Genomic DNA, 23,647 nt, shown 5'->3' on the forward strand with positions numbered 1-23,647 from the left:
GGGGAAGAACGATGTCCAACACACTCAAATTTGCCCTGCTGATATTGGGCGCGGCAGTACTGGCGCTGATGGCGCGCGTGCTGTTTGCCAGCATGATGGGCAACGCCGCGCCGGCTGATCCGCAGGTCCAAATCCGCGTCGCGGCAGGCGATCTGCCTGCGGGCCTGCTGCTGCGCAATGAAGATATTGCGTGGCAGGCGGTGCCCAAGTCCCGTCTGCCGCAGGGGGCTCTGGTGCAAGGCACCCCGGCGGCTGACGACATGGGCGGTGTGCTGGTGCGGCACGACATGAAGACGGGGGCGCGGTTGCTGGCTCAGGATGTGATCCGCCCCGACGCGGCGGGCTTCCTGGCCGCGGTGCTTAAGCCGGGCATGCGGGCGGTGTCTGTGCCTATCGACATAGTTTCGGGCAATGCGGGATTGATCCAGCCTGGCGACTATGTCGACATGATTCTGACGCAAACCACGCGGGCTAAGGATAACGCCAATGTCAATGAAAGCAGGGCACGTTCGGTGGTGAGTGAAACCGTGATTGAGAACGTGCGCGTGATTGCGGTGGGTTCGGTGTTCCAGCTAAGCAAGTCCGAGGCGGTTGAGGTGAATCGAAACAAAACGCCCGCCCGCACGGTCACGATTGAGGTAGCCCCGCGTGCGGCAGAGGCGGTGACTGTGGCCTCGCGGCTGGGCACCCTCTCTATGGCCCTGCGCAGCTTTGCCGTGGCCGACCGAAATGCGTCGTCCGATGCGCAGGCAGGCTCCATCGTTGCCTGGGGCGAGTCGGCCGAGCAGGCGTCGCCTGTATGGGCCGGGGACGTGTCGCGTGCCATCGGCGGGGAAGATCCTGCCCCGGCGGCTGTGGACACCGAAGCGAAAGTACAGCCCGAACCCGTGGCCAGTGGCCCGCGTGAGATCACGGTCATGCGCGGTTCCAAGCGCGAACAGCAAAAACTGGGTGTTCAGTAACAGTATCCACCCAGGCGCCGCAGCCCCGTGGCGAGCGGTCGCACAGCGGTAGCAGGGCGGGTGGTTTGGCGAGGCCGGCGTCCAGCCAGACAACAAAGGTTGACGCAGGACACAAAGCAGGTTCAGCGAACAAGGATGGTCAACATGGTGGCAAGCATGCAGCGTTTTGCGACGGCAAATCCGGCAACAATTTGCGCCGCGTTATGCGCGACGACGGTGATGGCCTGTTACGCGCCCGCCGCCCAGGCGGCGGCATTGTCGGTGGGCGAGGGGCAGTTGATCAAGTTCAACGGTATTGCGCAGACCGTCTTCGTGGCGGATCCTGACATTGCGGATGTACAGGTGCCTTCCGAAGGTGCTGTGCTGGTGGTAGGCAAGCGTACCGGCCAGACCACGCTTTATGTATTGGGGCTGGGCGGCCAGACGCTTGCGCAGCAGAAAATCACAGTACGCCATAACACCGCCGAAATTGACCAAGTGCTGCGCCAGCGGTTTCCAGGTATGCGCTTTTCGCTCGAATCCGCGCCGGGCTCACTAATGCTGACCGGCACCGTGCCCGACGCGCAGACGATCGACGCCATCACGCGCACGGTCCAGTCCTATCTGGGCGAGAAAGACCAGCTCATCAACCGGCTGGCCATCAGCAGCCCCACCCAGGTGTATTTGCGTGTACGGGTCACCGAAGTATCGCGTGAAGTGACGCAGGAGCTGGGCATCAATTGGTCGGCCATCGCCACGCCTGGAAACTTTTTTGCAGGAGTGATCAGCGGCCGGCCTTTCCAGAGCCTGGTGGGCGCTTTCGCACAGGGTGACAGCGAGATGCGCTTTGCGACGCGCAGCGGCTATACCAGCGCCGGCAACGGTGGCTACTCCTTCCTGGGTGGTTACGCCAAAGAAGGGCGATCCATCCAGGCCATGATCGATGCGCTGGATCAGGAAGGCATGATCAGCGTGTTGGCCGAGCCCAATCTGACAGCGGTGTCCGGTGAGACCGCGAGCTTCCTGGCGGGCGGTGAGTTCCCCATCCCTGTCAAGCAGGACAGGGACAGCATGACGGTGGAATTCAAGCCGTTTGGTGTGGCGCTGGACTTCACCCCTACCGTGCTGGCCGATGATCGCATCAGCATCAAGGTGCGCCCCGAGATCAGCGAGATCGATCCGAACAGCAGCATCGTCATGGAAGGCTTGGTCATCCCGGGCTTGTCTGTGCGACGCGTGGAGACCACGGTGGAAATGGCCAGCGGCCAGAGCTTCGCTATCGGCGGCCTGCTGCAGAACAACATCCGTGACATCGTCTCGCAGGTACCGGGCCTGGGCAAAATCCCCGTGCTTGGCAAGCTGTTTTCGTCGTCGAAATACCGCAACAACAAGAGCGAGCTGGTGGTAATCGTGACGCCTTACTTGGTCAAGCCCAGCGACAGCACGCAGTTGGCGACGCCGCTGGACAGCCTGCGACCTAATACCGACATTGAATACATTCTGCACGACAAGATTGGCCTGGATCCTTTGAGTGGCGAAGTGCCGCGCCTGACCGGCTCGGCAGGCTTTGTCTACTGAGCGCGGCTGCTGAGCCCGGCTAGTGAGCACAGCATTGGCCCGTTCCTTTGTCGGAACACAACCGGAAAACCATCATGCTGGATATGACGCACAAATACCTATACCCCCAGACTTCGGCTGCGCCTGGCGCAGGCTTGCCCGGCGCCCCGATGCGGTGCGCGGCACGGCTATGCCCCCGGCCGGTGGTGCAGGCCAGGCTGCCCGCCGCATATCGGCGCGGTGCACGGGCCTGTGTGCTGGCGGCACTGACGCTGGCGCTGACCGCCTGTGCCTTCCCACGAAAAGATTTTTCGGGCGTGCCGGATCCGGGTGTCATTCGGGTCGAGCAGTCAGGGCCGGGCTTCCGGGCTGTTGCCCCCGACTGCAATAAATTGCTGCAGCCCTCGCAATACAACAAGGCTGACGACCTGCGCATGTCGATCGCCTTTGGTTGCGCCACCTACAGCAACCTGGCCGAGCAGGTGGCACGCCCCGACGATCTCGTGCGCCCGCGCACTTATCGCGGCCAATCCGGCGATACGGCGGGCGAAGCAGTGAAACGTTATCGCGAGGGTGAGGTGACACCGCTGCGCGAAACCCGCTCGACCGACGTGGGCGCCAAGGGCGGCAAATGATACGGCAAGGGAGAGCGTCATGAGTGTACTGGGTGCATTGAGCGCAAAAAAAACGGACGATGTCCGGCATGCCACCTTTGTGGCATTTGCCAGCGATGATGAGAGTGTGCAGGAGCTCACGCGTTTCGCGCAGGACATGGGCATCACGAATGCCCGCATCGCACGAGGCGGCATTGATGCCGCCATTGAACACCTGGGCCAGGCGGTCGCGACACCGCAGCGGCTGGTCGTGGATGTATCGGGCGCGGCCATGCCCATGGCCGCATTGGGCCGCCTTGCCGATGCCTGCGACCCTTCGGTGCAGGTGTATATATTGGGTGACAACAACGACGTGAGCCTGTATCGGGATCTGCTGCAGGCGGGTGTGCAGGACTACCTGGTCAAGCCGCTGACTGCCGATATGCTGCGCACCTCGCTGGGCGACCGTGATGGGCAGCCGTTGCGCCGCTCCCGCACCGGCAAGGTAATCGCAGTCACTGGCACGCGTGGCGGCGTGGGGGTCACGTCGGTTGCGGTGGCGCTGGCTGCCCAGCTTACCGAAGGCAAGGGCCGCCGCCGGGTGGCGTACCTGGATCTCGATCTCTATGGGAGCGCTTGCGCCACCCGGCTTGGTGCCGTGCCCAACCACGGTTTGCAGGAGCTGTTGCAAAACCTGGATCGCATCGACCCGCAGTTTCTGGAGCGCACCCTGGGCAGTGCGGACGGCAAGCTTTTCGTGCTGGGCGCGGGGTTGGGCCACGGGGATGCAATCGTCTTTAGCAAAGGAGTGATGGCGCGCTTGTTGGACATGCTGGTCCAGTATTTTCATTACATTGTGGTGGATCTGCATGAACCGGGTGGCGCCGTGGCGGCCGAAGTACTGGGTGGGGCCGATATGGCCTGCGTGGTCGCTGACCGCAGCGTGCACTCGGCGCGTGTGATGGCGCGGCTGCTAGCTCACGTGGATGGGCTGCCGCAGCCGCCCGCCCTATATGTAGTACTGAATTCGCCGCGCCCGCCGGTGCGCGGCAGTGTGGATGCCAAGGCTTTTGCAGGTGCGATCGCACACCCAGTGTCGCTGGATATTCCGCATGATGGAAAGGCGCCGACATTGTCTGAAGACTTGGGCGAACCGTTGCCGGCCAACAGCGAACTGCGCAAAGCATCAAGCCGGCTGGCGAGGCTGCTTACCGGCGAGATTAATCCTGCGGCACGTGGCGGCTCGCGCATGGCGCGCTGGCTGTGGAGGGCGGCGTGATGTTCGGCCGCAAGCCCGAAGCCGGTACCGACAACGGCCAATACAACGACACGGGGCACACGCTGGCCCTGCCGCATCCGGCAGATGTGCTTTTGGATGCGCCCGCCGCTACAGCCGCGTCGTCCGCGGTGATCGCGGGCGCTTCAGCCGGTGATGCCGAGCCTGTGTCCGAGGCTGTGGCCAGCATCATTCGTTCCGAGCACTATGGGGCGGCGCGCCAGTTCGTGTTCACCACCATGAACGTCTCCAGCGCATTGAGCAAGACGCGCGAACAGGTGCGCCGCGAAGTCGAAAGCCTGATCGCCGAATTCGCCATGCGCGACCGGCTGCCCGTCACGCAGCGTGAGCAGGCACAGATGACGGACGAAATCCTGAACGATATGTTCGGTGTCGGCCCGATCGAGCCGTTGCTCCAGGATGATTCCGTCAGCGACATCATGGTCAACGGGCCTGATCAGGTATTCGTCGAGCGCCGCGGCAAGCTGGAACTGACCGCGCTGAAGTTTCGCGATCATATGCACGTGGCCAACGTGGCACAGCGCATCGCTGCCTCGGTGGGGCGCCGCGTCGATGAAAGTAGCCCCATGGTGGATGCGCGCCTGGCCGACGGCAGCCGCGTCAACGTCGTGATGCCGCCGCTGGCCATTGATGGCGTGTCGATCTCAATACGTAAATTCTCGCGACGCAACCTGACCTTGCCAACACTGGCGAGCCAGGGCAGCATGTCGCACGGCATGGCTCAGGTGTTGCAGATCGCAGCCGCCTGCCGGCTCAACATTATCGTGTCGGGCGGCACCGGCTCGGGCAAGACAACCATGCTCAATGCATTGTCGCGCTACATCGACGTATCCGAGCGCATCGTCACCATCGAAGACGCTGCCGAACTACAGCTGCAGCAGCCGCATGTGGTGCGCCTGGAGACGCGCCCGCCCAACATTGAAGGCCTGAATGCCGTGGTGCAGAGCGACCTGGTGCGCAACGCCCTGCGCATGCGGCCCGACCGCATTATTCTGGGCGAGACGCGCGGCGCCGAAGCCTTCGATGTCCTCCAGGCCATGAATACCGGGCATGACGGCTCCATGACTACGCTGCACGCCAACACCCCGCGTGATGCCGTGGTGCGTCTGGAGAGTATGGTGATGATGGCCAACGGCAATTTGCCGCTTTATTCCATACGCCGCCAGATCTCCAGCGCAGTGAACTTGATCGTGCAGGTCGAGCGTATGCGCGATGGCGCGCGGCGTGTGACCAGCATTGTCGAAATCGTGGGTATGGAAGGCGATGTCATCATCACGCAGGAGCTGTTTCGTTTCGTATTCGATACATCGTCGTATGGCAACGAAGTGCGCGGAACGTACGAAAGCAGCGGCATGCGGCCCGCCTTCGCCGAACGCGCTGGCTACTTTGGCCAAGAAGCCAAACTCATGGAGGCGATGCGCTTATGAACACCGCAAACGCGATCACCATACTGGCCTTTATCGCGGTGCTGCTGTGTGGGGCTCTCGTACTGGGGCTGAGTGCTGCGCTCAAGCACCGTCCCGCAGGCCGCGTGCGTGACAGGCTCAATAATGTTTCGCGCGCGCTCAACGTCCAAGGACGGGGCGGTGCGGCCGAAGATGTCGCGCGCGCCGAGCGTGATGCGCGGCGCAGGCAGTTTCGTCACTCCATGGGCCGTATCGGCAGCGCCATTGATCGCATCGAGACGGTGAGCGGGCGGCGCGGGCTGCTGGTATGGTTGCTGGGTATTTTGTTTCTGGCTGCCGTGTCAGTGCCAATCGCCGTTTGGGTGCTGCCGCTGCCGTGGTGGGGTAAATTGCTGGTGGCTGCAGGTGTGCCGCTAGCCGGCGCGGTGGCCATCTATCGCAAGTTGAACAATAGGTTCAGCCGCGGTTTTCTGGAACAGATGCCCGAAGTGCTGGACCTCATTATCCGCGCCAGCCAGGCCGGTGTGCCCGTTCCACAGGCTATTCGCAGCGTGGGCGATGAATTTCCGGCGCCCGTTGGGCCCGAGTTCCGGCGCATCGGCGATAGCCTGTTTCTGGGCAACGATATGACAACGGTGCTGGATGAGGCCGAAGCCCGCATTCAGGTGCCGGACTTTTCGTTTCTGTCGGTCTGTCTGCTGCTGCAGCGCGAGACAGGAGGATCGCTGGCCGAGACCTTGTCCAACTTGTCTACGGTGATCCGCGCCCGGCGTGACCTGCGGCTGAAGACGCGTGCACTGACGGCGGAAGGGCGGTTTGCGGGCGGCATGATTTCCGTCATCCCTTTCTTCATTCTTGCGGTGCTATGGATGGTCAGCCCCGACTATATTGCGGTGCTGTTCGACACCGAAACCGGCCACAAGCTGTTGATGGTGGCGGGCGGTATGTTGCTGGTGGGCATATTGGCTATCCGCAAGATCGCCAATCTGGAGACCTGACATGACATGGTCCATCCTGGATGTGCTGACGCTGCTTACCGTATTGCTGACCTTGATCGGCAGCCTGATGTACTTTCATGCGCGTAGCAATGCGCAGGCGCGCATCAGCGCGCGCCTGCGTGCTGAACGCACCAGTATTCGCCAGCGTGGCAGCGCGGCTGGCGTGCAGGGTGACGCCACCGCGGGGCTGCTTGGTGTGGCCAGTCGGGTGCTTTCCGCAGTGGGGCGGGCCATGCCGCTGTTCGATGTGGCGCAGCGTACGGAGATGGCAGCCAAACTTGTGATGGCGGGCTATCGCCAGCCCGGCGCGCTGCCAGTGCTGATCGGTGTGGCGGTGGGCTGCGGCCTGTTCACTGGCCTGTTGTCAGTATCGGTGGTCTGGCCGCGCCTGCCTGAGGGTGGCGGCATGATGGTGCGCATTGGTGTGCTCGTGCTCGCAGGCTATATCGGCATGATGCTGCCCCGTATCGTGCTCGACCGCCTGGTGAACCGGCGCCAGAAGGCGATTGAGCGCAGCTTTCCCGATGCGCTCGACTTGATGGTGGTGTGCACCAATTCAGGGCTGGGGCTCAACGCATGTCTGATGCGTGTGGCGCATGAGCTGGCCTTTCTGGCGCCTGCACTTTCTGACGAATTGCGGCTCACCGCAACGGAATTGCAGCTGAGCGGTGACACGGCGGTCGTTCTGCGTCGCCTGGCCGAGCGGATCGGCTTGCCCTCTGTGCGGGGCCTGGTTTCCACGCTGATCCAGTCGCGCCAATTTGGCACGCCCATTGGCGACGCGCTGCGTGTGCTGTCGCGCAGCGAGCGCACTGCGCGCCTGATGCGCACCGAAGAGGCGGCCGCCAAGCTGGCCACCAAGATTACCTTACCGATGATGCTCTTCATTCTGCCCACGGTTCTGATCGTGGCGGGGGCGCCTTCGGTCATGCGGTTGATGGAGTTCTTTGCGAAATAGCGAGGTCGAGATGAGAGCACTAGTGAGTATTGGCTTCTGTGTGTTCCTGGCGGCGTGCGCGCCGATGCGTCAAACGGCGGTCGAGCCGCTCAAGACTGCGATGGATGAAGAGGCGATGCAGGCCGGCGAGTTGCGGATTGCTGCCAGCGCGCTGGCCAGCGGCGATCTGGGTGTGGCAACGCAGTTGTATTCGCGCATTACAGCTACGCGTCCCGAGATCATCGCCGGTTGGCTGGGCCTGGGCGACGCCCTGTATCTTGCTGGTGATTTGGCGCAGGCGCGTCAAGCCTACGAGGCGGCGTTGCAGCGCGATCCGGCCCAGACACCAGCTTTGCTCGGCATTGCGCGGATGGACGTGCGGCAGCGTCAATTTCCCCAAGCGATCGAGCGCTACAACGCGGTGCTGGCGCTGCAGCCGGATCACCCCTTGGCACTGGCCGGCCTGGGTGTGGTCTATGACTTGTCGGGAGATGCCGCCCGCGCGCAGCAGGTCTATCGGCAGGGCTTGAAAGCCCATCCGCAGGACCCCGCGCTGCGCAGCAATCTGGGCCTGTCGTTGACCTTGAGCGGCAAGCCGCGCGAGGCGGTGAATGTACTGCTTGATGTGGTGGGTGTGCCGTCCGCCCTGCCGCAAGGCAGGCAAAACCTGGCCATGGCCTACGCCATGATGGGGCGCGAAGATGCCGCCGAAAGCATACTGATGGCCGATATGCCGCGCATGAATGCGCAGGACAACCTCACGTTCTATCGCGAAGTGCGCCAGCGCATGCCCGCTGCGGCCAGGGCAGGCAAGTAAGGGGGCCGCCATGGAGCGCCGCATTTCGACAGTGTCGTGCCGCCTGTGGAGCCGGCTGAGGCGCCTGGGGGAGCGGGGCGCGAGCGCGATGGAGTTCGCCCTGGTTGCGCCGCTGGCGGTACTGATTTTGTTCTTCTCCATCGAAATGGGTGTCGTAATGCTGGCTGACGCCACGCTTGAGGCGGCTGCCTCACGCGTGTCGCGTATCGGACAGCTCGGCGTACCGGCGGGAAAGACATGCGAGGAGACTGTCAAGGCAACCTTCGAGAATCTGATGGGGAATTGGGTGGTGGGCCCCTCGCACTTGTATGTCGATGCGCGGGTCTATCAACCAGGGCAGAACAATGATTTTCCCAGCGTTGATGATCCGGACTATGTGCCGACTTGCGATGCCGGGAACAGGGGGGACCTCGTGCTCTACAGGCTTGGTTTCGACAACACTGGTTTCTCGGGCATCATGACCTGGCTGGGCATACGGGTCCTCAAGTTTGAACGCCGGATCGTTATCCAGAATGAGCCCTGAATCATGACAACGACATCACTGAAGCGAATACATGGATCGCACCGACCGCCCCTATTGCGACGGTTGTTTGGCCTGCGATGGCACTCTGGATTGCTGCAATTCTGGTCGTTGCAACGATTCCAGAGATTGATGCAACGGCTGGGGTCGCGATTGTTTCAGTGTTCAGGGCGATCGCTTGCAGGGCAGGGCTGTCGGGTTGGGCAGGCCCGCGCAAGTTTGCATCGCGGCGAACGCGGCACAGCTGCGGTGGAGGCGGCGATCATCTTTCCGCTTGCGGTGTTCCTGGTGTTTGCCTGCGTGGAGATGTACCAGTATTTCAGGTCTGCGGCGCTGCTCGACCGCGCTGCGTTCAGCGTGGCTAACGGGGTTGCCTTGCAGCGCGAGCTTTTCAACCAAGGCGCCTGCACGCAGGCCAACGATATCTGCGTATACGGCATAATCGCCAAAGATGTGTTTCAGCCGCTGGATTTCTCCGACGGTGGGAGCATGATCATCAGCGCGTACGCAGCCACAGAGCCGGATGTCAATGGCGACGTCACATGGAAATCTGCGCCCGAATGGAGCGCCACGTTTAAGGGTTCGTCGCCATCGGTGACCGCTCCAGTGTCCAAGCTCACCGATACCTCGGCCTTTCCGCAGGTGCGGGTGGGCGACACGATCATCGTAGCTGAAACCTTTTATGACTATGAGCCGTTTGCCGTCAGCGGCGCATTCTGGAACGTGCTCGCCGGAACGAAAAGCATGTACTCGCGCTTTTTCTTCCGCCCGCGCTTCGATGATCTGCGCGTGCTGCATTAACAATAATGGAGCGAATGATGAGCCTACGCAAGCGATTCTGGTCCGTGCTGTCCGACAGTCGCGGTGCTGTCGCGCCGATGTTCCTTGTGTCGGCCACGGCGGTGCTGGGCACCTCATTCGGCGCCATAGACTTGGTGCGCTACAACGTGGTGCAGGGCAAGGTGCAGTCAGCGCTTGATGGCGCCACGCTGTCCGCAGGCCGCAACCTTGCCAACCTCACACCCACCCCCGGCACGCCCGCCGAGGAACAATGGAAATCAGACGCGTTCCAGTACTTCCGCGCCAACCTGCCTGATGGCTTCCTGGGCAGCCGAATCGCGCCGGAAGATCTCACCATTACCTATACTGAAGAGATGTCGCCGACGGGTAACTTCATTACCGGCCAATACATTGATATGCAGGCCACTGGTGTGCTCCCGCTGATCAGCACCGGCTTTCTCCATGTGGCATCCATGGACATCAATGCCAGGAATCGGGCATTACGCCGCACGCGCACTGATCTCGAAGTGGTGATGGCGCTCGATAACACCGGCTCGATGAGCAGCGACGGCAAGATCGATACGCTCAAATCGGCGTCGCGGGAGCTGGCAAGTATCGTGCTGGGTGCATCGCAAAACAACCCGGGCACGCCCAGCCGCGTTTTTGTGGGCCTTGTGCCGTTTGCCGATACTGTCAACGTAGGCAACACGGAGGCCACCCGGCAGTGGCTGCGATCAGACTGGGCAGGCCCAGGCCAGCCGCTGAACAGCTTTGTGAATAACCGCTGGAAGGGGTGCATTGTCGAGCCGTGGCCCGCTGGGGGCGGCAACCTGCCCGCGGCGTCGTTGACACCCACCGCCGGCTTCATGCCACTCACCATGGGGGTGATCACGGCGTTGGTGGACAAGAGCAACTCACTTGGCCTGAGCCCGAAGGACAAGGGCACCACCACCTACTACCGCATCATGCCCGATACGGCCGACATCATGCAGCCTCGTTCGTTCGCGGCCAAACCTGTCAGCGCCGGCATGCAACTGGGTATCGCTCCGTCGGGCGCCTATTCATTCAGGTTGCACACCCTGGCCAACCCCAGCAACTGCCAGGATTCGCGGCTGACCCGCTTTCTTAGCAACGACTTGACCACGATCAACAGCGCTATAGACGCCATGCAGGCCAATGGCAACACGCTGATCCCTACCGGCCTGCTGTGGGCCTGGCGCATGCTTAATCCGGTCTGGCGCGGCACACCCGGCTGGGGCGACCCTGACATGCCGCGCGATCCTGACCCCGACAGGCTAAGCAAGGTGATCATACTGCTCACGGATGGCCAGAATGCGCCATCCAGCGGCGCGGGCCCCGCATCGGGCGATAACACGTTTGCATTTTCCATGGGCTTTGACAAAGAACAGTGCACCGACCAGAGCCGGACCACCTGCACGCCGGGAACGCCTTCGCCAACGCCACCCGTCGCGACGGATTTCAGTTTTGGCATCAGTAGCGACGCCCAGGCGCCATTGACATCGCTCAAAATGCGGGATCCTTTCAGTACTGGTGCGCTGAAGCAGAACACATCCATAGGCTGGGGCAATGACACGTCGATGAGCACGTCGTCTGTCGACGCATACCTGGCCGCCGTATGCCAGCAGGTCAAGAATGACGGCAACGCCATCAAAATCTACACCGTCACCCTCGGCGTGGTGGGCGGCGCCACCGAAACCTTGATGAACAATTGCTCCAGCGGTGCCGGCTATTTCTACAACGCCACCAACGTCGCCGACTTGCCCAACGTCTTCCGGTCCATCGCCGGTGCGCTGACTGAGCTTCGCCTGACCAGGTAGGCCAGGCGGGCAACGCCGCACCGACACTGCAGGTCTGGGGGTATTCGACGCTGCACGCCTTGCCTCGGGGTAAACTCTCGTCTTCATCTAATCCTGTTGCCCATGCGCGCACGTTCCAGCGCGCACTTTCTTCTGGATCGACGCCGTGATGCCCCTGGCCACCATCACCCCCCGGCAAGCCCTGCTGCTGTCCCTGTTCGCCGCCCTGGCAACGATCGGCATGAAGGCGGCCGCCTGGTGGATCACGGGTTCGGTCGGCTATTTGTCCGATGCCCTCGAGTCCCTGGTCAACCTGGCCGGCGCGTCCTTCGCTCTGGCAATGCTTACCTACGCACGGCGCCCGCCTGATCACGACCATCCCTTTGGCCACGGAAAGGCGGAATATTTCTCCGCCGCCTTCGAGGGCGGCATGATTTTCCTGGCCGCACTGGCCATTCTCGTTACTGCCGGCCAACGTCTGTTCCACCTGCAGCCGGTGGAAGGGCTGGGCATGGGCACGCTATTGTCGGTCGTCGCCAGCGTCGTCAATCTCCTGGCCGCTCGTATTCTGATGACCGTGGGCCTGCGCCACCGCTCCGTGGCGCTGATCGCCGATGCCCGGCACCTGATGACAGACGTATGGACGACCGCTGGCGTTATCGTCGGTGTCGGTTTGGCCGTCGTCACCGGGCTGCAATGGCTGGATCCCGTCGTCGCCATCCTGGTCGCACTTAACATCCTGCGCGAGGGGGGCAGCCTGCTGCGGCGCTCGGTAAGCGGGATGATGGATCAGGCGCTGGATGACGACATTGTTGCGCGTCTGGAGACGTTGCTCCGGGCCCGCATTGGCGAGGGCTGTACGGTAGCAAACTTGCGCACACGTGCGGCCGGCGCCACCCAGTTCGCGCAGGTCGACCTGCGTGTGCCTGGCGACTGGAGTGTGCGCAAGGCTCACGACCTGGCCGACGCGCTCGAAGACGCCGCTGCCGCGCACGACATCGTCCTCACGACCCACGTAGAACCCAACGACCAACGCGAGCGCGTGACGCGTCCGTAAAGCGCACCGAGGCGTACTCCGTGCGGCGAAGGCACCGCACACGCGCCCCTGGCACATCCGTTCTGCGCCTGTCGTGCATCCGTCGTGCCCCGCATCCGCACCCGCACCCGCACTTGCACTTGCACTTGCACTTGCACTTGCACTTGCACCGGGTGCCGTGTGTGGAATACCTCCGCGCTCCAATCCCGCTTTCTGTTGCCGCTTCGAATATTGAGGCGTATACTATAAATATAGAACGACATTCTAATATTTAGAATATGGACAAAACCCTCGCCAAAGGCATAGCGGTACTCGAATTCCTCGTCAATCGCCGCCAGCCGTGCAGCGTGTCGGATGTGGCGCAAGCCTTTGGCTTAGTGCCCAGCAACGCCCACCGTACCCTGCAAACTCTCGTGGCGCTGGGTTACGCGAGGCAAACCAGCGATGCGCGTTATCAACCCACGCTGCGCCTGTTCGAGCTCGGCTCTACCGTGGTGGGGGCGCTCGACATTCGGCAGATTGCGCATCAAGCGCTTGCGGGCCTCGCCGCCGCTACGCGCGAAACCATCCACTTGGTTGTGCGCGATGAAGACCACGTGGTGTATCTCGACAAAATAGACAGCCCCCAGCCAGTGGCAGCCTATTCGCACATTGGGGGCCGTGCGCCCGCTCATTGCGTGGCCAGCGGCAAGGCCATTCTTGCCGCGCTGCTGCCGCAAGATGATGTGCAGGCGCTGGCTTGGCTGCAAGCGGCCCTGCCGTCCATGCCTGCTCACACGCCCAACAGCCATGTGCATCATGTCGCGTTGCTCAAAGATCTGCGCGAGGCGTCCGAGCGCGGCTATGCCATCAATCGCGGCGAATGGCGCGAAGACGTCTATGGCTTGGGTGCGCCCGTGTTCGATAGCCAGGGCAAGGTCGCCGGAGCATTGGGCATCAGCTTGCCCGCCATCCGTGCCACGCCAGAACTTCTGCCAGGCCTGGGCGCCGCCTTGTGCGAAGCCGCTCAATCTACCTCGCGTCTGCTGGGCCACCGCCCGCAGGCCGCTTCTCCCTCCACTCTTTCTTCTTTTTCGTTCAACGAGCAAGCGCAGCAAATGATGAGCACCTAAAAAATGCCGCCGGAAAAGGCGGCGCCACCTGCAAGGAGACAAGCATGTCCATCCCGATGTCCAACATTCGCGCAGCAGGCAGTGGCAGTATCTTTCAACGCTTCAACCGGTTCAATCTATGGCGTCGGCTGGCCCTGCCGCTGGCGGCAATTGCGGGCATCTCGGCGATCAGTGTGCCCACGCTTGCAGCTAGCGCTTGGCCTGCACGCCCCATCAAAATGGTGGTGCCGTACCCGCCCGGCGGCGGCACTGACATCATCGCCCGCATCATCCAGGAAGACCTCAGCAAGGCGCTGGGGCAAACTGTGGTCATTGAAAACCGCGGCGGCGCTGCCGGCATGATCGGCACAGAAGCGGTGGCCCGCTCGGAAGGCGACGGTTATACCGTGCTGTTCACCCTGTCTTCACACACCATCAACCCAGCTGTCTATAAAAAGCTCAACTACGACGCCGCGCGCGACTTCGCGCCTGTTTCCCTGGTGGCATCATTACCGCAGATTCTGGTCGCCAATCCCAAATTCGATGTCAACACACTCCAGGATCTGATAAAGCGCGCCAAGGCTAAGCCTGGTGAGATCTCCTATGGCTCCGTCGGCAATGGTTCGCCAAGTCACATCGCCGGCGAACTGCTTGGTCTGCGCACCGGCGCAAAAATGCAGCATATTCCCTATCGCGGAGGCGGGCCGGCCATCAACGACGTATTGGGCTACCAGATTCCTGTTCTGTGGGTCTCCATCCCGGCCGCAACGGGGTTTGTGAAATCGGGGCAGTTGAAGGCGCTCGCCGTCTCCACCACTAAGCGCAGCCCAATGTTCCCGGACGTGCCAACCGTGCAGGAAGCGGGCGTGGCCGATTTCGAAGTCGACTCCTGGTATGCGATGTTTACGCCGCGCGACACGCCGCAACCCGTTATCGACCGCCTGGCCCAGGCAGTATCCACCGTTGTGAAGAAACCCGAAATTCAGGAGAAGTTGCTGGGGCAGGGCGCTGTGGCGGTGGGCAGTACCTCGGGTGAACTGAACGCAGTCGTGCAGTCCGAACTCGTGAAATGGGCCGCCCTGGCGCGCGACGCCAAGATTCGCCTCGATTGATTGACAGCTTCCCGGGCGTAGAACGGTGAAGCCGGCAACCCGAAATCGAGGACTGAAAGCGAAACATCACAAGCAAACATCGGAACCGGTCACCGGAACCAAGCACCCAACATAGCAAAACAAACCGAGGAGCACCTTATGGCAGCAACGACGCTGGACCTTCCGCTGCGCACAGACGACGAATCCATGGCACAGGTGGCCGACCTGGTCGCGCGGGCGCGGCGGGCGCAGCAAGCGATCGCCAACTTCACCCAGGCCCAGGCCGACGACCTTGCCCTGGCCTGCGGCTGGGCCATTATGGAACCAGCGCGAAACCGCGCGCTGGCCGAAATGGCGGTGCGCGACACCGGCCTGGGCAATGTCGACGACAAAATTCTTAAAAATCACCGCAAGACACTAGGCCTGCTGCGCGATCTGCAGGCCGCCCGAACTGTGGGGGTCGTGGCTGAGTTCCCCGAGCGGGGCCTGATTGAGTTTGCGCGGCCTGTGGGCGTGGTGGCTGCAATCACGCCGTCCACCAACCCCGGCGCCACGCCGGCAAACAAGATCATCAATGCGCTCAAATGCCGCAATGCTGTCATCGTGGCGCCCTCGCCCAAGGGAGCGGGTACGTGCGCGGCGTTGCTCGGCTATATCCATGACGAACTCGAGCGCGTCGGCCTGGAGCGCAAACTGGCCGAGGCGCTGGTGCAAATGCTGCCCACGCCGGTGTCCAAAGCGCTGACGCATGCCTTGATGATGCAGGCCGATCTTGTGGTGGCTACAGGCAGCCAAGCCAATGTGCGTGCCGCCTACCTGAGCGGTACGCCTGCGTTCGGCGTAGGGGCGGGGAACGTAGCCAGCATCGTTGACGAAACCGCCGACATCCCGGCTGCGGCCCAGCGCATCATGACATCCAAGACCTTCGACAATGCGACCAGTTGTTCGTCGGAAAACAGCGTCATCGTGCACGAGGCCATCGCGCAGCGCTTTATAGATGCTTTCGCCGAACTAGGCGGCCCGCTGCTGACGGGTGAGGAAAAGCAGGCGCTCCAGGCAGTCATGTGGCCTGACGGTAAGTTATCGGGCGCCGTCACCGGCAAATCCGCATCTTTCATTGCCGCGTCCGCCGGCCTGCGGCGGCCCGGGCTGGATACAGCCAGAGCCCTGGTCGTAGAAGAGGATGGCTTTGGCGCCGCGTACCCCTTTTCGGGCGAAAAACTGTCGCCCGTTCTCACGCTCTATCGTTGCCGTGATCTCGATCATGCGATGGACATTGTGCGTTCCATCTACGCCTACCAAGGGGCAGGGCATTCAGTCAGCCTGCATATGGAGCCTGTTCGTGCCGACCACGCCGCGCGCCAACTGGCGCAGGCCCTGCCGGTTGCGCGCGTCATCGTCAATCAACCTCATACCGTGGGCACGGGCGGCAGTTTCGAGAACGGCCTGCCGTTCTCCCTGTCCATGGGTTGCGGCACATGGGGCGGAAACAATTTTTCCTCCAACATGGACTACCGGCAGTACCTGAACACCACACGCGTGGCGTTTCCAATTCCGGCTAATGTGCCCACAGAAATGCAGATCTTCGGCGGCTTCTTCGAGAGGTACGGACAATGAGCAGCGCACTGCCACACACCATCCACGCCGTGCTGGCCGAGCACGCTCGCACACGGCCCGATGCCGCCTTGTTGATTGCGCCCGAAACCCAGGCTCAGCTTAGCTATGGCCGTCTGGCCACGGAGGCGGGGCGCTTTGGCGCATGGGCTGCGGACATCGGACTGAGCAAGGGCGACCGGATCGCCATGTTTCTGCCCAACGGCATGCAAGCGGGAATCATCTTCCTGGCGGCGATGGCAAACGGGTTCACCATTACACCGTTGAATCTGCTCGCCACGACACCGCAGCTTGTCCATTGCCTGCGCCACAGCGGCGCGCGGATCCTGTTCACCTGCACCGAACTGATGGACACGGTGACCAAGGCTCTGTCTGTCGCAAAGGGCGATGGCAATGCGCCCAAGGTGGTGATGGTTGATCCCGACGCCGACGAGTTCCATTCGGGCGGCCATCCCACGCGCGATGCGGCCGATCCTGGCCCTGGTCCCGATGATATCGCGCTCTTGATGTATACCTCCGGTACGACAGGCATGCCCAAAGGCGTTCCGCTCAGCCATGCCAATATCCTGCACGCGGCGCGTTCCGTTGGGCAGTGGCACGGGCTTACCTCGGCCGATCGTGTATTGTCGGCGCTGCCGCTGTACCACATCAACGGTCAAATCATCGCCACCGTGACGCCGTTCGTCACCGGTGGCAGTATCGTGGCACCGCGTCGCTTCAGTGCCAGCCGCTGGTGGCAGTTGGTGGATGAATACCAGTGCACCTGGCTCAATATGGTGCCCACCATCATCGCCTATCTGCTCAATGCCGAGGTCGATCCGGCCGGCGAACAGCATCCCAGTGTCCGCTTCGGCCGTTCAGCCTCGGCTCCACTGCCGGTGGAGCACCATCAGGCATTTGAACAGCGTTTCGGCGTCCCTATCATCGAAGCCATGGGCATGACGGAGACCGCCTCTATCGTATTCTGCAACCCGCAGGACAGCGCTCGGCGGCGCTATGGTTCGCCCGGCATCCCGTGTGGGGTTGAGGCGCGCATCGCCGGGCCGGACGGCGATGATGCCCAGCCCGGGGACATCGGTGAGGTGCGGCTGCGCGGCACCAATGTCATGCAAGGCTATTTCGACAATCCCGAAGAAACCGCCAAGGCCTTCGATGAGCAAGGGTGGCTGCGTACCGGCGATTTGGGCTATCGGGACCAGGATGGCTACTTCGTTATCACCGGACGCATCAAAGAACTGATCATCAAGGGCGGCGAAAACATCGCCCCGCGTGAAATCGACGAAGTCTTGCTGAGCCACGATGCCGTTCTGGAAGCGGCTGCTGTAGGCTTGCCCGACGCTGATTACGGCCAGGAAATCTACGCCGCTGTCACGCTCAAGCCGGGCATCCGTGCGGCGCCGGCAGATCTTATCCAGCATTGCCATACCCACCTGGGGCGGTACAAATCACCGCGAGAAATCCTGATCGTGGAGGACCTGCCAAAGGGCGCTTCGGGAAAAATACAACGCCTCAAGCTGGGCGATCTCTGGCGCAGCACCAGCGTTGCGTGAACGTACTGGGGGCGGAGTTAGCACGAGCTGGCGATGGAGGCGGATTGACGAAACAGGCGCCTCCCCGCCAACTCTGAATCGAACCGCGTTGATTTCCCTCACGGATGCCGCGGCTTTGCGGCAGCGCGCGTCGTGCAGGCGTTATCGTTCCCGGGAACGTCCATGCCGGCGGGATAATCCAATTGTGCATGAACCTTTGAATCCACCGGGCTGGGTCTGTCGCGCGTCCACCTCATAACTCGTTATGCTCCAAGGCCAGCCGCACGACACTGACGCAGTGCCTTCATTTCGGGAGCCACAATGAGTGCCCATATCGTAAAGCTGCTGTCGCGGCAGGACGTCGCCGACCGCACCGCAGCATTCGCCTTCGAAAAGCCTGCTGGCTTTCATTTCAAGCCCGGTCAGGCCATCGATATTATTCTTACTGGCGAGGGCGGGCCGGGTACGGGCGAGCGCCATACGTTTTCATTGATCAGCGCCCCTCACGAAGACAGCATTGCTATCGCCACTAGAATGCGCGATTCAACTTTCAAGACTGCGCTCGGCGCGTTGACACCTGGTGCCATCGTGTCCGTCGAAGGGCCGTCCGGCTCGCTGACCCTGCCCAAAGACGGTCAACGGCCTGTTGTCATGCTGGCCGGCGGCATCGGCATTACGCCATTCGTCAGCATGCTGCGCCATGCCGCGCACGTCGCTTCCTCCCGTCCCGTCATACTGCTGTATGCCAACCGCCGTCCCGAAGATGCCGCGTTTCTTTCAGAACTCCAGGCATATGAGGCGGAGTTGAACGGCGCGATGCGTCTGATCGCCACCATGACGCAGCCTGCCGCCTCCAGCGCCCGATGGACCGGCCGCACCGGCCACATCGACCTGGCGCTGATACAGGATGCCGCCAATGGCCTGCCCGCCGCGCCGCTTTATTACCTGGCCGGCCCTCCAGCGATGGTCGAGGGTATGCGCGAGATGCTGGAAGAGAGCGGGGTGGACGACGGCGATATCCGCAGCGAAGAGTTTTTCGGCTATTGAACGGGCATCCTTTGGTCGTCGGCCGCACACCTGAGGTTGCAGCACACCCACCGCGTGGCAGATGATGCCTTCTCTGGCTGCGGACCGTACACGTTTCTAGCCGGAACGCCCCGCCGGCTCTGCTAGGGCCGGAGTTCTATCGGTTCGTAAAACCGGTACCCTATGCCGCGCAGCGTCGCAATAGGCAGGCGCAGCCCGCTGGCCTGTTCCACCTTGCGCCGCAGGCGCCGCATCTGCGTATCCAGGCGGCGCTGGTCATAATCCAGGTAATCTTTTCCCAGCGCCTGCACAATTGCCTTGCGGCTCACTGCGTCGCCACCGCTGGCCAGTGCCGCCAACACGGTGTAGTCTTGCCGCGACAGCGGAATAGGCGTGGCGTTTGGTGGCACCAAGCATGGCGGTGAACCCGACAAATGCCAGGGTGATGCCGCATTGGTTTGCGCGACCTCGATCTGCTTTATTTTGCGGTCAGTGATGTCACGTGCAACCGCGACACGTATCTTCTTGTCTTTGTACCAGCGGGCAGACCACATGATATGGACGATACTGCCATCTTTGCGTACATAGCGGTTTTCGAAGTCGTACTGAAGATGGCCGTTCATCAGCCGGGCTACCGCGCCCAGCGTGCGGGCCCGATCCGGCTCGTATACCAGTTCCAGCATTTGTCGGCCTAACAACTCTTGCGGCGTATAGCCGAAAATCCGCTCGCACGCACCGGTGACTGAAAGAAAAACACCCTCTTCGGTGACGACGCACACCGCATCGAGCAGTAAATCCATCAGGTTGGAAGCGGGGGATTCTGGCATGGTTATCGGGGAGACAATAGGCAATTGAGGGGCAACGCGACGCAGCGCAATAATTTGCCCGCGAACCTTGGCCATTCCGCTCAGATTTGCTCAGGTCGGATTGTAACTGAATATCTATAATCTTTAAATGTACACGAACCGTACTGGTACGTAAGCGCAACGCAACGCGATCTTACTGCAGTGGTGATACAACGCCCGCGCGCGGTTGCACCCGCATGTCAGTTATCGCGCCTGATCCTCCTATGCATAACCACACAAGTAGACAGCGTCCATGCGACAACCACCACTGACACTTCAATCCAGGGTCTATGATGCAAGTCCAACTTTTCGAACCAATGCCGGATAGCCCCGCCGCGTCCGCCCTCATATTGTCCGATACCCCGCTCGAAACGAGTGTGGTTACCCGCAATCTCCCTGCGCGTCCGACCCCCGTCATCAACGACAAATACGCCCAGCTCTGGACACGACGCCAACTCGAAGCCTACGCCGACGCCTGTTATGACGCCGGTTTCCATGCCGGTCGCCTCGCCGCCGAAAACAGCCAGTGAGTCCACGGCATGCGTTGTCACGCCAACCGTGCCAGCGCGCGCATGAGGTCTGCGGAGGCGCGGTACAAAGGGACGTGTCCGCGTAGAAGAATTTGCGCGCTGCGGCGATAAGCTGCGCCGTGGATGAGCGGCGCATTACCGTCCATGCGTGCACAGACGGTAGCCTCCAGGATGCCGGCGGGATTCTCAATGGCGACATTGATGTCGGTGTCGCGCGTGCCCAGCGCGCCAAGCCCTTGCGCAAGCTGGTTGGCGACGGTTCCGGGGACAAGCGTGGCTGCCGCCAGACAGCAGCCGCCCGAAACCGCCAGTGACGCGTGCCCGCTCTGCGGCGTGAAATAGCGCACGGCAATATGGCCGCCTGCGCGGGGGGCGCCAACAATACAGACCTTGGGGACGGTTTCGCTATGGCGCAGTTCCTCAGCGCTCATGGGCGTGCCAGCCGCATTGGCCAGGCCCATGCGTAGTCCCGCCTCCACCCACACTTCACGCAGTGCTTGCATGAAGCTTGCGTCGGCGTCGAGCTCGGCCATGGTTTCGTGGCCGGTTTTGCCGAAGCCAGCCGCGTCCACAATCACCATGGGCACCGCGACGTCCACGCACGATACGCGATGGCCCGCAATGTCGTCTTGCGCGCGTCCTGTGGGTAACAGCTTGCCTGTCTTGGCGCCGACCGGCCGGTGCAAAAACAAATCAACAGCCGGGTAGGCGCCGTCTACGCCAGGTATTTCTGCCATTTCGTAGTGCCCATCGGCCTGCCGCTTCATGCGCGCCGTGGTCACAATGCCGGTGTTGGTGTTGCGGATCTTCAACTCGCCGCCCTGTGCGAGGCCCGCATCGATCGCCCAGAGTGGGAGTGCGGCCGACATGTTGCCGCAGTTCACGCGCCAGTCGATATCGGCGTGATCGCTTGTCAACTGGGCCAGCGTGCTGACAAGTTGCGGGCCGTCGGGCACGTGCTCGATATCCGCCAGAAAAACTTTGTTGCTGGTGGCGGGCCCGCGTCCGAGCCCGGTAATTTGCCGGTTTCCCTTGTACTGGCCCGTTTGGGGCACACCCATGAGATGCCGCAATAACTCTTCGCGCAGCGCTGTATCGGCGGGAACAAATGGCGTCCATAGCACCAGGCCGGTTGAGGTGCCGCCCCGCATATGATGAACGGGGAACTCGGCTATCCCGGCCCTTATTCGGGGCCGAAAGCCGGGCAGCGCGGGTAGGGAAGGCATATGCATAGGCATCTCGAATCGGCTGGCCAGAGGTATCTGGGTTTGATTTTAGCGCTGCGCTTATCCCTGAAAAGACCATGGCCTCACCGGCATTTAGTCCTAAAATAGTCCACAATAAATGTTTACTGTTGATTGCTGGATTGCTAATGACGCGCATTGTCCTTTTCGAGAATATTCACCCCAGTGCCAAAGAAGTATTCGAGGCCGCCGGTTTTGACGATATCGTGATGCATGCATCGGCGCTGCCACCCGATGAGTTGCGGGCCGCCGTACGAGGTGCCGCCGTGCTAGGCATCCGTTCCCGCACGCACCTCGACGCCGATATTCTTGCCGAGGCATCCGATGTACGAGTGGTGGGGTGTTTTTGCATAGGCACCAATCAGGTTGATCTCGATACGGCAATGTTGCGAGGCGTCCCGATATTCAACGCACCCTTTTCCAATACACGCTCGGTGGCCGAGATGGTGCTGGGCGAGGCCATTTTGTTGCTGCGCCGAATCCCCGAAAAGAGCGACCGCGTCCATAATGGCTTCTGGGACAAGACGGCCGACGGCGCTTACGAGGCGCGCGGCAAGACGCTGGGCATCATCGGCTACGGCAATATTGGTTCGCAGGTCGGTACGCTGGCCGAGGCGGCAGGCATGCGGGTTATTTTTCACGACGTTGAAGCCAAACTGCCCCTGGGTAACGCTCGTGCCACCACGTCGCTGGACAAGCTGCTCAGCCAGGCGGATGTTGTTACGCTGCATGTGCCCGGCGGAAAATCCACCGAAAACATCATCAATGCCAAGACGCTGCGGCACATGAAGAAGGGCGCTATCCTCATCAATGCGTCGCGCGGCACAGTGGTCGATATCGATGCTCTGCATGGGGCGCTCAAGAGCGGCCATATTTCAGGCGCGGCCATTGATGTCTTCCCGGTGGAGCCCAAGAGCCGCAATGAACCGCTGGCGAGCCCGCTGATTGGTATGCGTAATGTGATTCTCACGCCCCATATTGGCGGCAGCACGCAGGAGTCGCAAGAGAACATTGGCCGCGAGGTTGCCGAAAAGCTGGTGCGCTATATTCGCAGCGGCACCACGAAGGGCGCGGTCAATTTTCCCGAGATATCCTACCAGGAGCCGCTGGGCTCGGCCCGCATTCTCCATGTTCACCGTAATCTGCCGGGCGCGATGGGCACGCTTAGCAACCTGATGGCCGAGCAGGGGCTCAATATCGTGAGCCAGCAGCTGCAGACGCGGGGGCAGGTCGGGTATGTGATTTCGGATGTGGAGGGTGTGGTGGACGACAAGGTAATGTCCGTGCTGCGCGCGCACCCTATCACCATACGCTGCGATCTGGCAGGTTAAGTAGTGGGTGGGCGTTCGGGCTTGCCTTGATTTGGGTGCTTAACCCGGCGCTGGCGCCGCATGCGGGTCGGGGCCCGCTGCGGTGGCCCTTCGGGCTTCCCGCGCAGGCGCCCAGCGCCGAGGCGCACGGCAAACTCGGGCGATCGAGCGTCCCCCGGACGCTCGAAGGCGCCGCCCTCAAGCAGTGCCGTGCTTGCCTCCTCGTCCCAGGGCGCCTGCGCGGCACCTGCGCTAACCGCCCCGTCCCGCGCGCGGCGCCAGCGCCTGACGAGGTGGGCTGGCCTGGGGGTATCTGCGCACTTTGTGTGCCTTCCTTCCTTCCTTCTTTCTTTCTTTCTTTCTTCCTTTCTTTCCTTTCTTCCCTTTCTTTCCTTTCTTCCCTTTCTTCCCTTTCTTTCCTTTCTTCCCTTTCTTCCCTTTCTTTCCTTTCTTCCCTTTCTTCCCTTTCTTCCCTTTCTTCCCTTTCTTCCCTTTCTTCCCTTTCTTCCCTTTCTTCCCTTTTTTCCCTTTCTTCCCTTTTTTCCCTTCCTTTGTCCTTCGCTTTTCTCTTTGTCCGTCTCGCTTCCCGGTTTTCTCTGTCCTGCCGGGGCTTGATCGATCTTCTCTTTGTCTGCTGTCTCCGCTTCGCCGTTGTTGCGCTTGCCCTG

Annotated in this window: 22 protein-coding genes; 19 read left to right on the plus strand and 3 right to left on the minus strand. The window is 61.8% G+C overall.

The genetic code is table 11. The features are described from left to right. The first annotated feature begins 11 nt into the window (after positions 1–11). The 17 genes from cpaB to LOL23_RS17430 all read left to right on the plus strand — a co-directional run bounded on the left by cpaB (position 12) and on the right by LOL23_RS17430 (position 19,071). Positions 12–962, plus strand: coding sequence for a Flp pilus assembly protein CpaB (cpaB, locus tag LOL23_RS17350; RefSeq protein WP_160979270.1), 951 nt, complete (start codon positions 12–14; stop codon positions 960–962). 144 nt (positions 963–1,106) lie between these two features. Beyond that, positions 1,107–2,519 (plus strand): type II and III secretion system protein family protein, encoded by a 1,413-nt coding sequence (locus LOL23_RS17355; protein ID WP_237173980.1) that lies wholly within the window; start codon positions 1,107–1,109, stop codon positions 2,517–2,519. A gap of 74 nt (positions 2,520–2,593) precedes the next feature. Further along, positions 2,594–3,133, plus strand: a complete 540-nt coding sequence (locus tag LOL23_RS17360; RefSeq protein WP_237173981.1) for a CpaD family pilus assembly lipoprotein — start codon at positions 2,594–2,596, stop codon at positions 3,131–3,133. 19 nt (positions 3,134–3,152) lie between these two features. Continuing rightward, a complete protein-coding gene (locus LOL23_RS17365; RefSeq protein ID WP_160979272.1) occupies positions 3,153–4,370 on the plus strand; it encodes a CpaE/TadZ family protein in 1,218 nt (405 codons plus the stop codon). Further along, entirely contained in the window at positions 4,370–5,815 is a 1,446-nt protein-coding gene (locus LOL23_RS17370; RefSeq protein WP_160979274.1) for a TadA family conjugal transfer-associated ATPase, read from the plus strand. The genes LOL23_RS17365 and LOL23_RS17370 overlap by 1 nt, the downstream gene beginning before the upstream one ends. Continuing rightward, complete coding sequence (locus LOL23_RS17375) at positions 5,812–6,792, plus strand: type II secretion system F family protein (RefSeq protein WP_237173982.1); 981 nt, start codon at positions 5,812–5,814, stop codon at positions 6,790–6,792. Before LOL23_RS17370 ends, LOL23_RS17375 begins: the two co-directional genes overlap by 4 nt. Before the next feature lies 1 nt (position 6,793). Further along, on the plus strand, positions 6,794–7,750 hold the full coding sequence (locus LOL23_RS17380) for a type II secretion system F family protein (protein WP_160979278.1): 957 nt from the start codon (positions 6,794–6,796) through the stop codon (positions 7,748–7,750). A 10-nt stretch (positions 7,751–7,760) separates the two neighbouring features. Continuing rightward, positions 7,761–8,546, plus strand: a complete 786-nt coding sequence (locus tag LOL23_RS17385; protein ID WP_237173983.1) for a tetratricopeptide repeat protein — start codon at positions 7,761–7,763, stop codon at positions 8,544–8,546. 10 nt (positions 8,547–8,556) lie between these two features. Further along, positions 8,557–9,069 (plus strand): TadE/TadG family type IV pilus assembly protein, encoded by a 513-nt coding sequence (locus tag LOL23_RS17390; protein ID WP_160979282.1) that lies wholly within the window; start codon positions 8,557–8,559, stop codon positions 9,067–9,069. A 216-nt stretch (positions 9,070–9,285) separates the two neighbouring features. Next, positions 9,286–9,867: a TadE/TadG family type IV pilus assembly protein gene (locus LOL23_RS17395; protein WP_237173984.1), complete on the plus strand. Its 582-nt coding sequence runs from the start codon at positions 9,286–9,288 to the stop codon at positions 9,865–9,867. 17 nt (positions 9,868–9,884) lie between these two features. Then, positions 9,885–11,684, plus strand: coding sequence for a TadE/TadG family type IV pilus assembly protein (locus tag LOL23_RS17400; RefSeq protein ID WP_160979286.1), 1,800 nt, complete (start codon positions 9,885–9,887; stop codon positions 11,682–11,684). Positions 11,685–11,832: 148 nt separating this feature from the next. Further along, positions 11,833–12,720 carry a cation diffusion facilitator family transporter gene (locus tag LOL23_RS17405; RefSeq protein ID WP_237173993.1) on the plus strand — a complete coding sequence of 296 codons (888 nt, stop codon included), beginning with the start codon at positions 11,833–11,835 and terminating at the stop codon, positions 12,718–12,720. 257 nt (positions 12,721–12,977) lie between these two features. Next, positions 12,978–13,811 (plus strand): IclR family transcriptional regulator, encoded by an 834-nt coding sequence (locus tag LOL23_RS17410; protein WP_237173985.1) that lies wholly within the window; start codon positions 12,978–12,980, stop codon positions 13,809–13,811. A 44-nt stretch (positions 13,812–13,855) separates the two neighbouring features. Next, positions 13,856–14,902 carry a Bug family tripartite tricarboxylate transporter substrate binding protein gene (locus LOL23_RS17415; RefSeq protein ID WP_237173986.1) on the plus strand — a complete coding sequence of 349 codons (1,047 nt, stop codon included), beginning with the start codon at positions 13,856–13,858 and terminating at the stop codon, positions 14,900–14,902. A 138-nt stretch (positions 14,903–15,040) separates the two neighbouring features. Beyond that, positions 15,041–16,498: an acylating sulfoacetaldehyde dehydrogenase gene (gene sauS / locus LOL23_RS17420; RefSeq protein WP_237173987.1), complete on the plus strand. Its 1,458-nt coding sequence runs from the start codon at positions 15,041–15,043 to the stop codon at positions 16,496–16,498. Beyond that, on the plus strand, positions 16,495–18,045 hold the full coding sequence (locus LOL23_RS17425; RefSeq protein WP_160979290.1) for an AMP-binding protein: 1,551 nt from the start codon (positions 16,495–16,497) through the stop codon (positions 18,043–18,045). The genes sauS and LOL23_RS17425 overlap by 4 nt, the downstream gene beginning before the upstream one ends. Positions 18,046–18,345: 300 nt before the next feature. Further along, complete coding sequence (locus tag LOL23_RS17430; RefSeq protein WP_160979292.1) at positions 18,346–19,071, plus strand: ferredoxin--NADP reductase; 726 nt, start codon at positions 18,346–18,348, stop codon at positions 19,069–19,071. Positions 19,072–19,193: 122 nt separating this feature from the next. On the opposite strand, the gene LOL23_RS17435 is transcribed toward LOL23_RS17430, so the two are convergent. Continuing rightward, entirely contained in the window at positions 19,194–19,877 is a 684-nt protein-coding gene (locus tag LOL23_RS17435; RefSeq protein WP_160979294.1) for a PAS domain S-box protein, read from the minus strand. A gap of 311 nt (positions 19,878–20,188) precedes the next feature. Between LOL23_RS17435 and LOL23_RS17440 the strand changes: the two genes are divergently transcribed. Further along, on the plus strand, positions 20,189–20,425 hold the full coding sequence (locus tag LOL23_RS17440; RefSeq protein ID WP_160979296.1) for a hypothetical protein: 237 nt from the start codon (positions 20,189–20,191) through the stop codon (positions 20,423–20,425). Positions 20,426–20,442: 17 nt separating this feature from the next. On the opposite strand, the gene LOL23_RS17445 is transcribed toward LOL23_RS17440, so the two are convergent. Further along, on the minus strand, positions 20,443–21,657 hold the full coding sequence (locus tag LOL23_RS17445; protein WP_237173988.1) for a PrpF domain-containing protein: 1,215 nt from the start codon (positions 21,655–21,657) through the stop codon (positions 20,443–20,445). A gap of 140 nt (positions 21,658–21,797) precedes the next feature. Between LOL23_RS17445 and serA the strand changes: the two genes are divergently transcribed. Further along, a complete protein-coding gene (gene serA, locus LOL23_RS17450) occupies positions 21,798–23,000 on the plus strand; it encodes a phosphoglycerate dehydrogenase (RefSeq protein ID WP_160979298.1) in 1,203 nt (400 codons plus the stop codon). A gap of 231 nt (positions 23,001–23,231) precedes the next feature. On the opposite strand, the gene LOL23_RS17455 is transcribed toward serA, so the two are convergent. Further along, positions 23,232–23,647 (minus strand): hypothetical protein (locus LOL23_RS17455; protein WP_237173989.1); only part of this gene is annotated, 416 nt, incomplete at its 5' end.

Source organism: Paracandidimonas lactea (assembly GCF_021653995.1).
Lineage (GTDB): Bacteria > Pseudomonadota > Gammaproteobacteria > Burkholderiales > Burkholderiaceae_B > Allopusillimonas > Allopusillimonas lactea.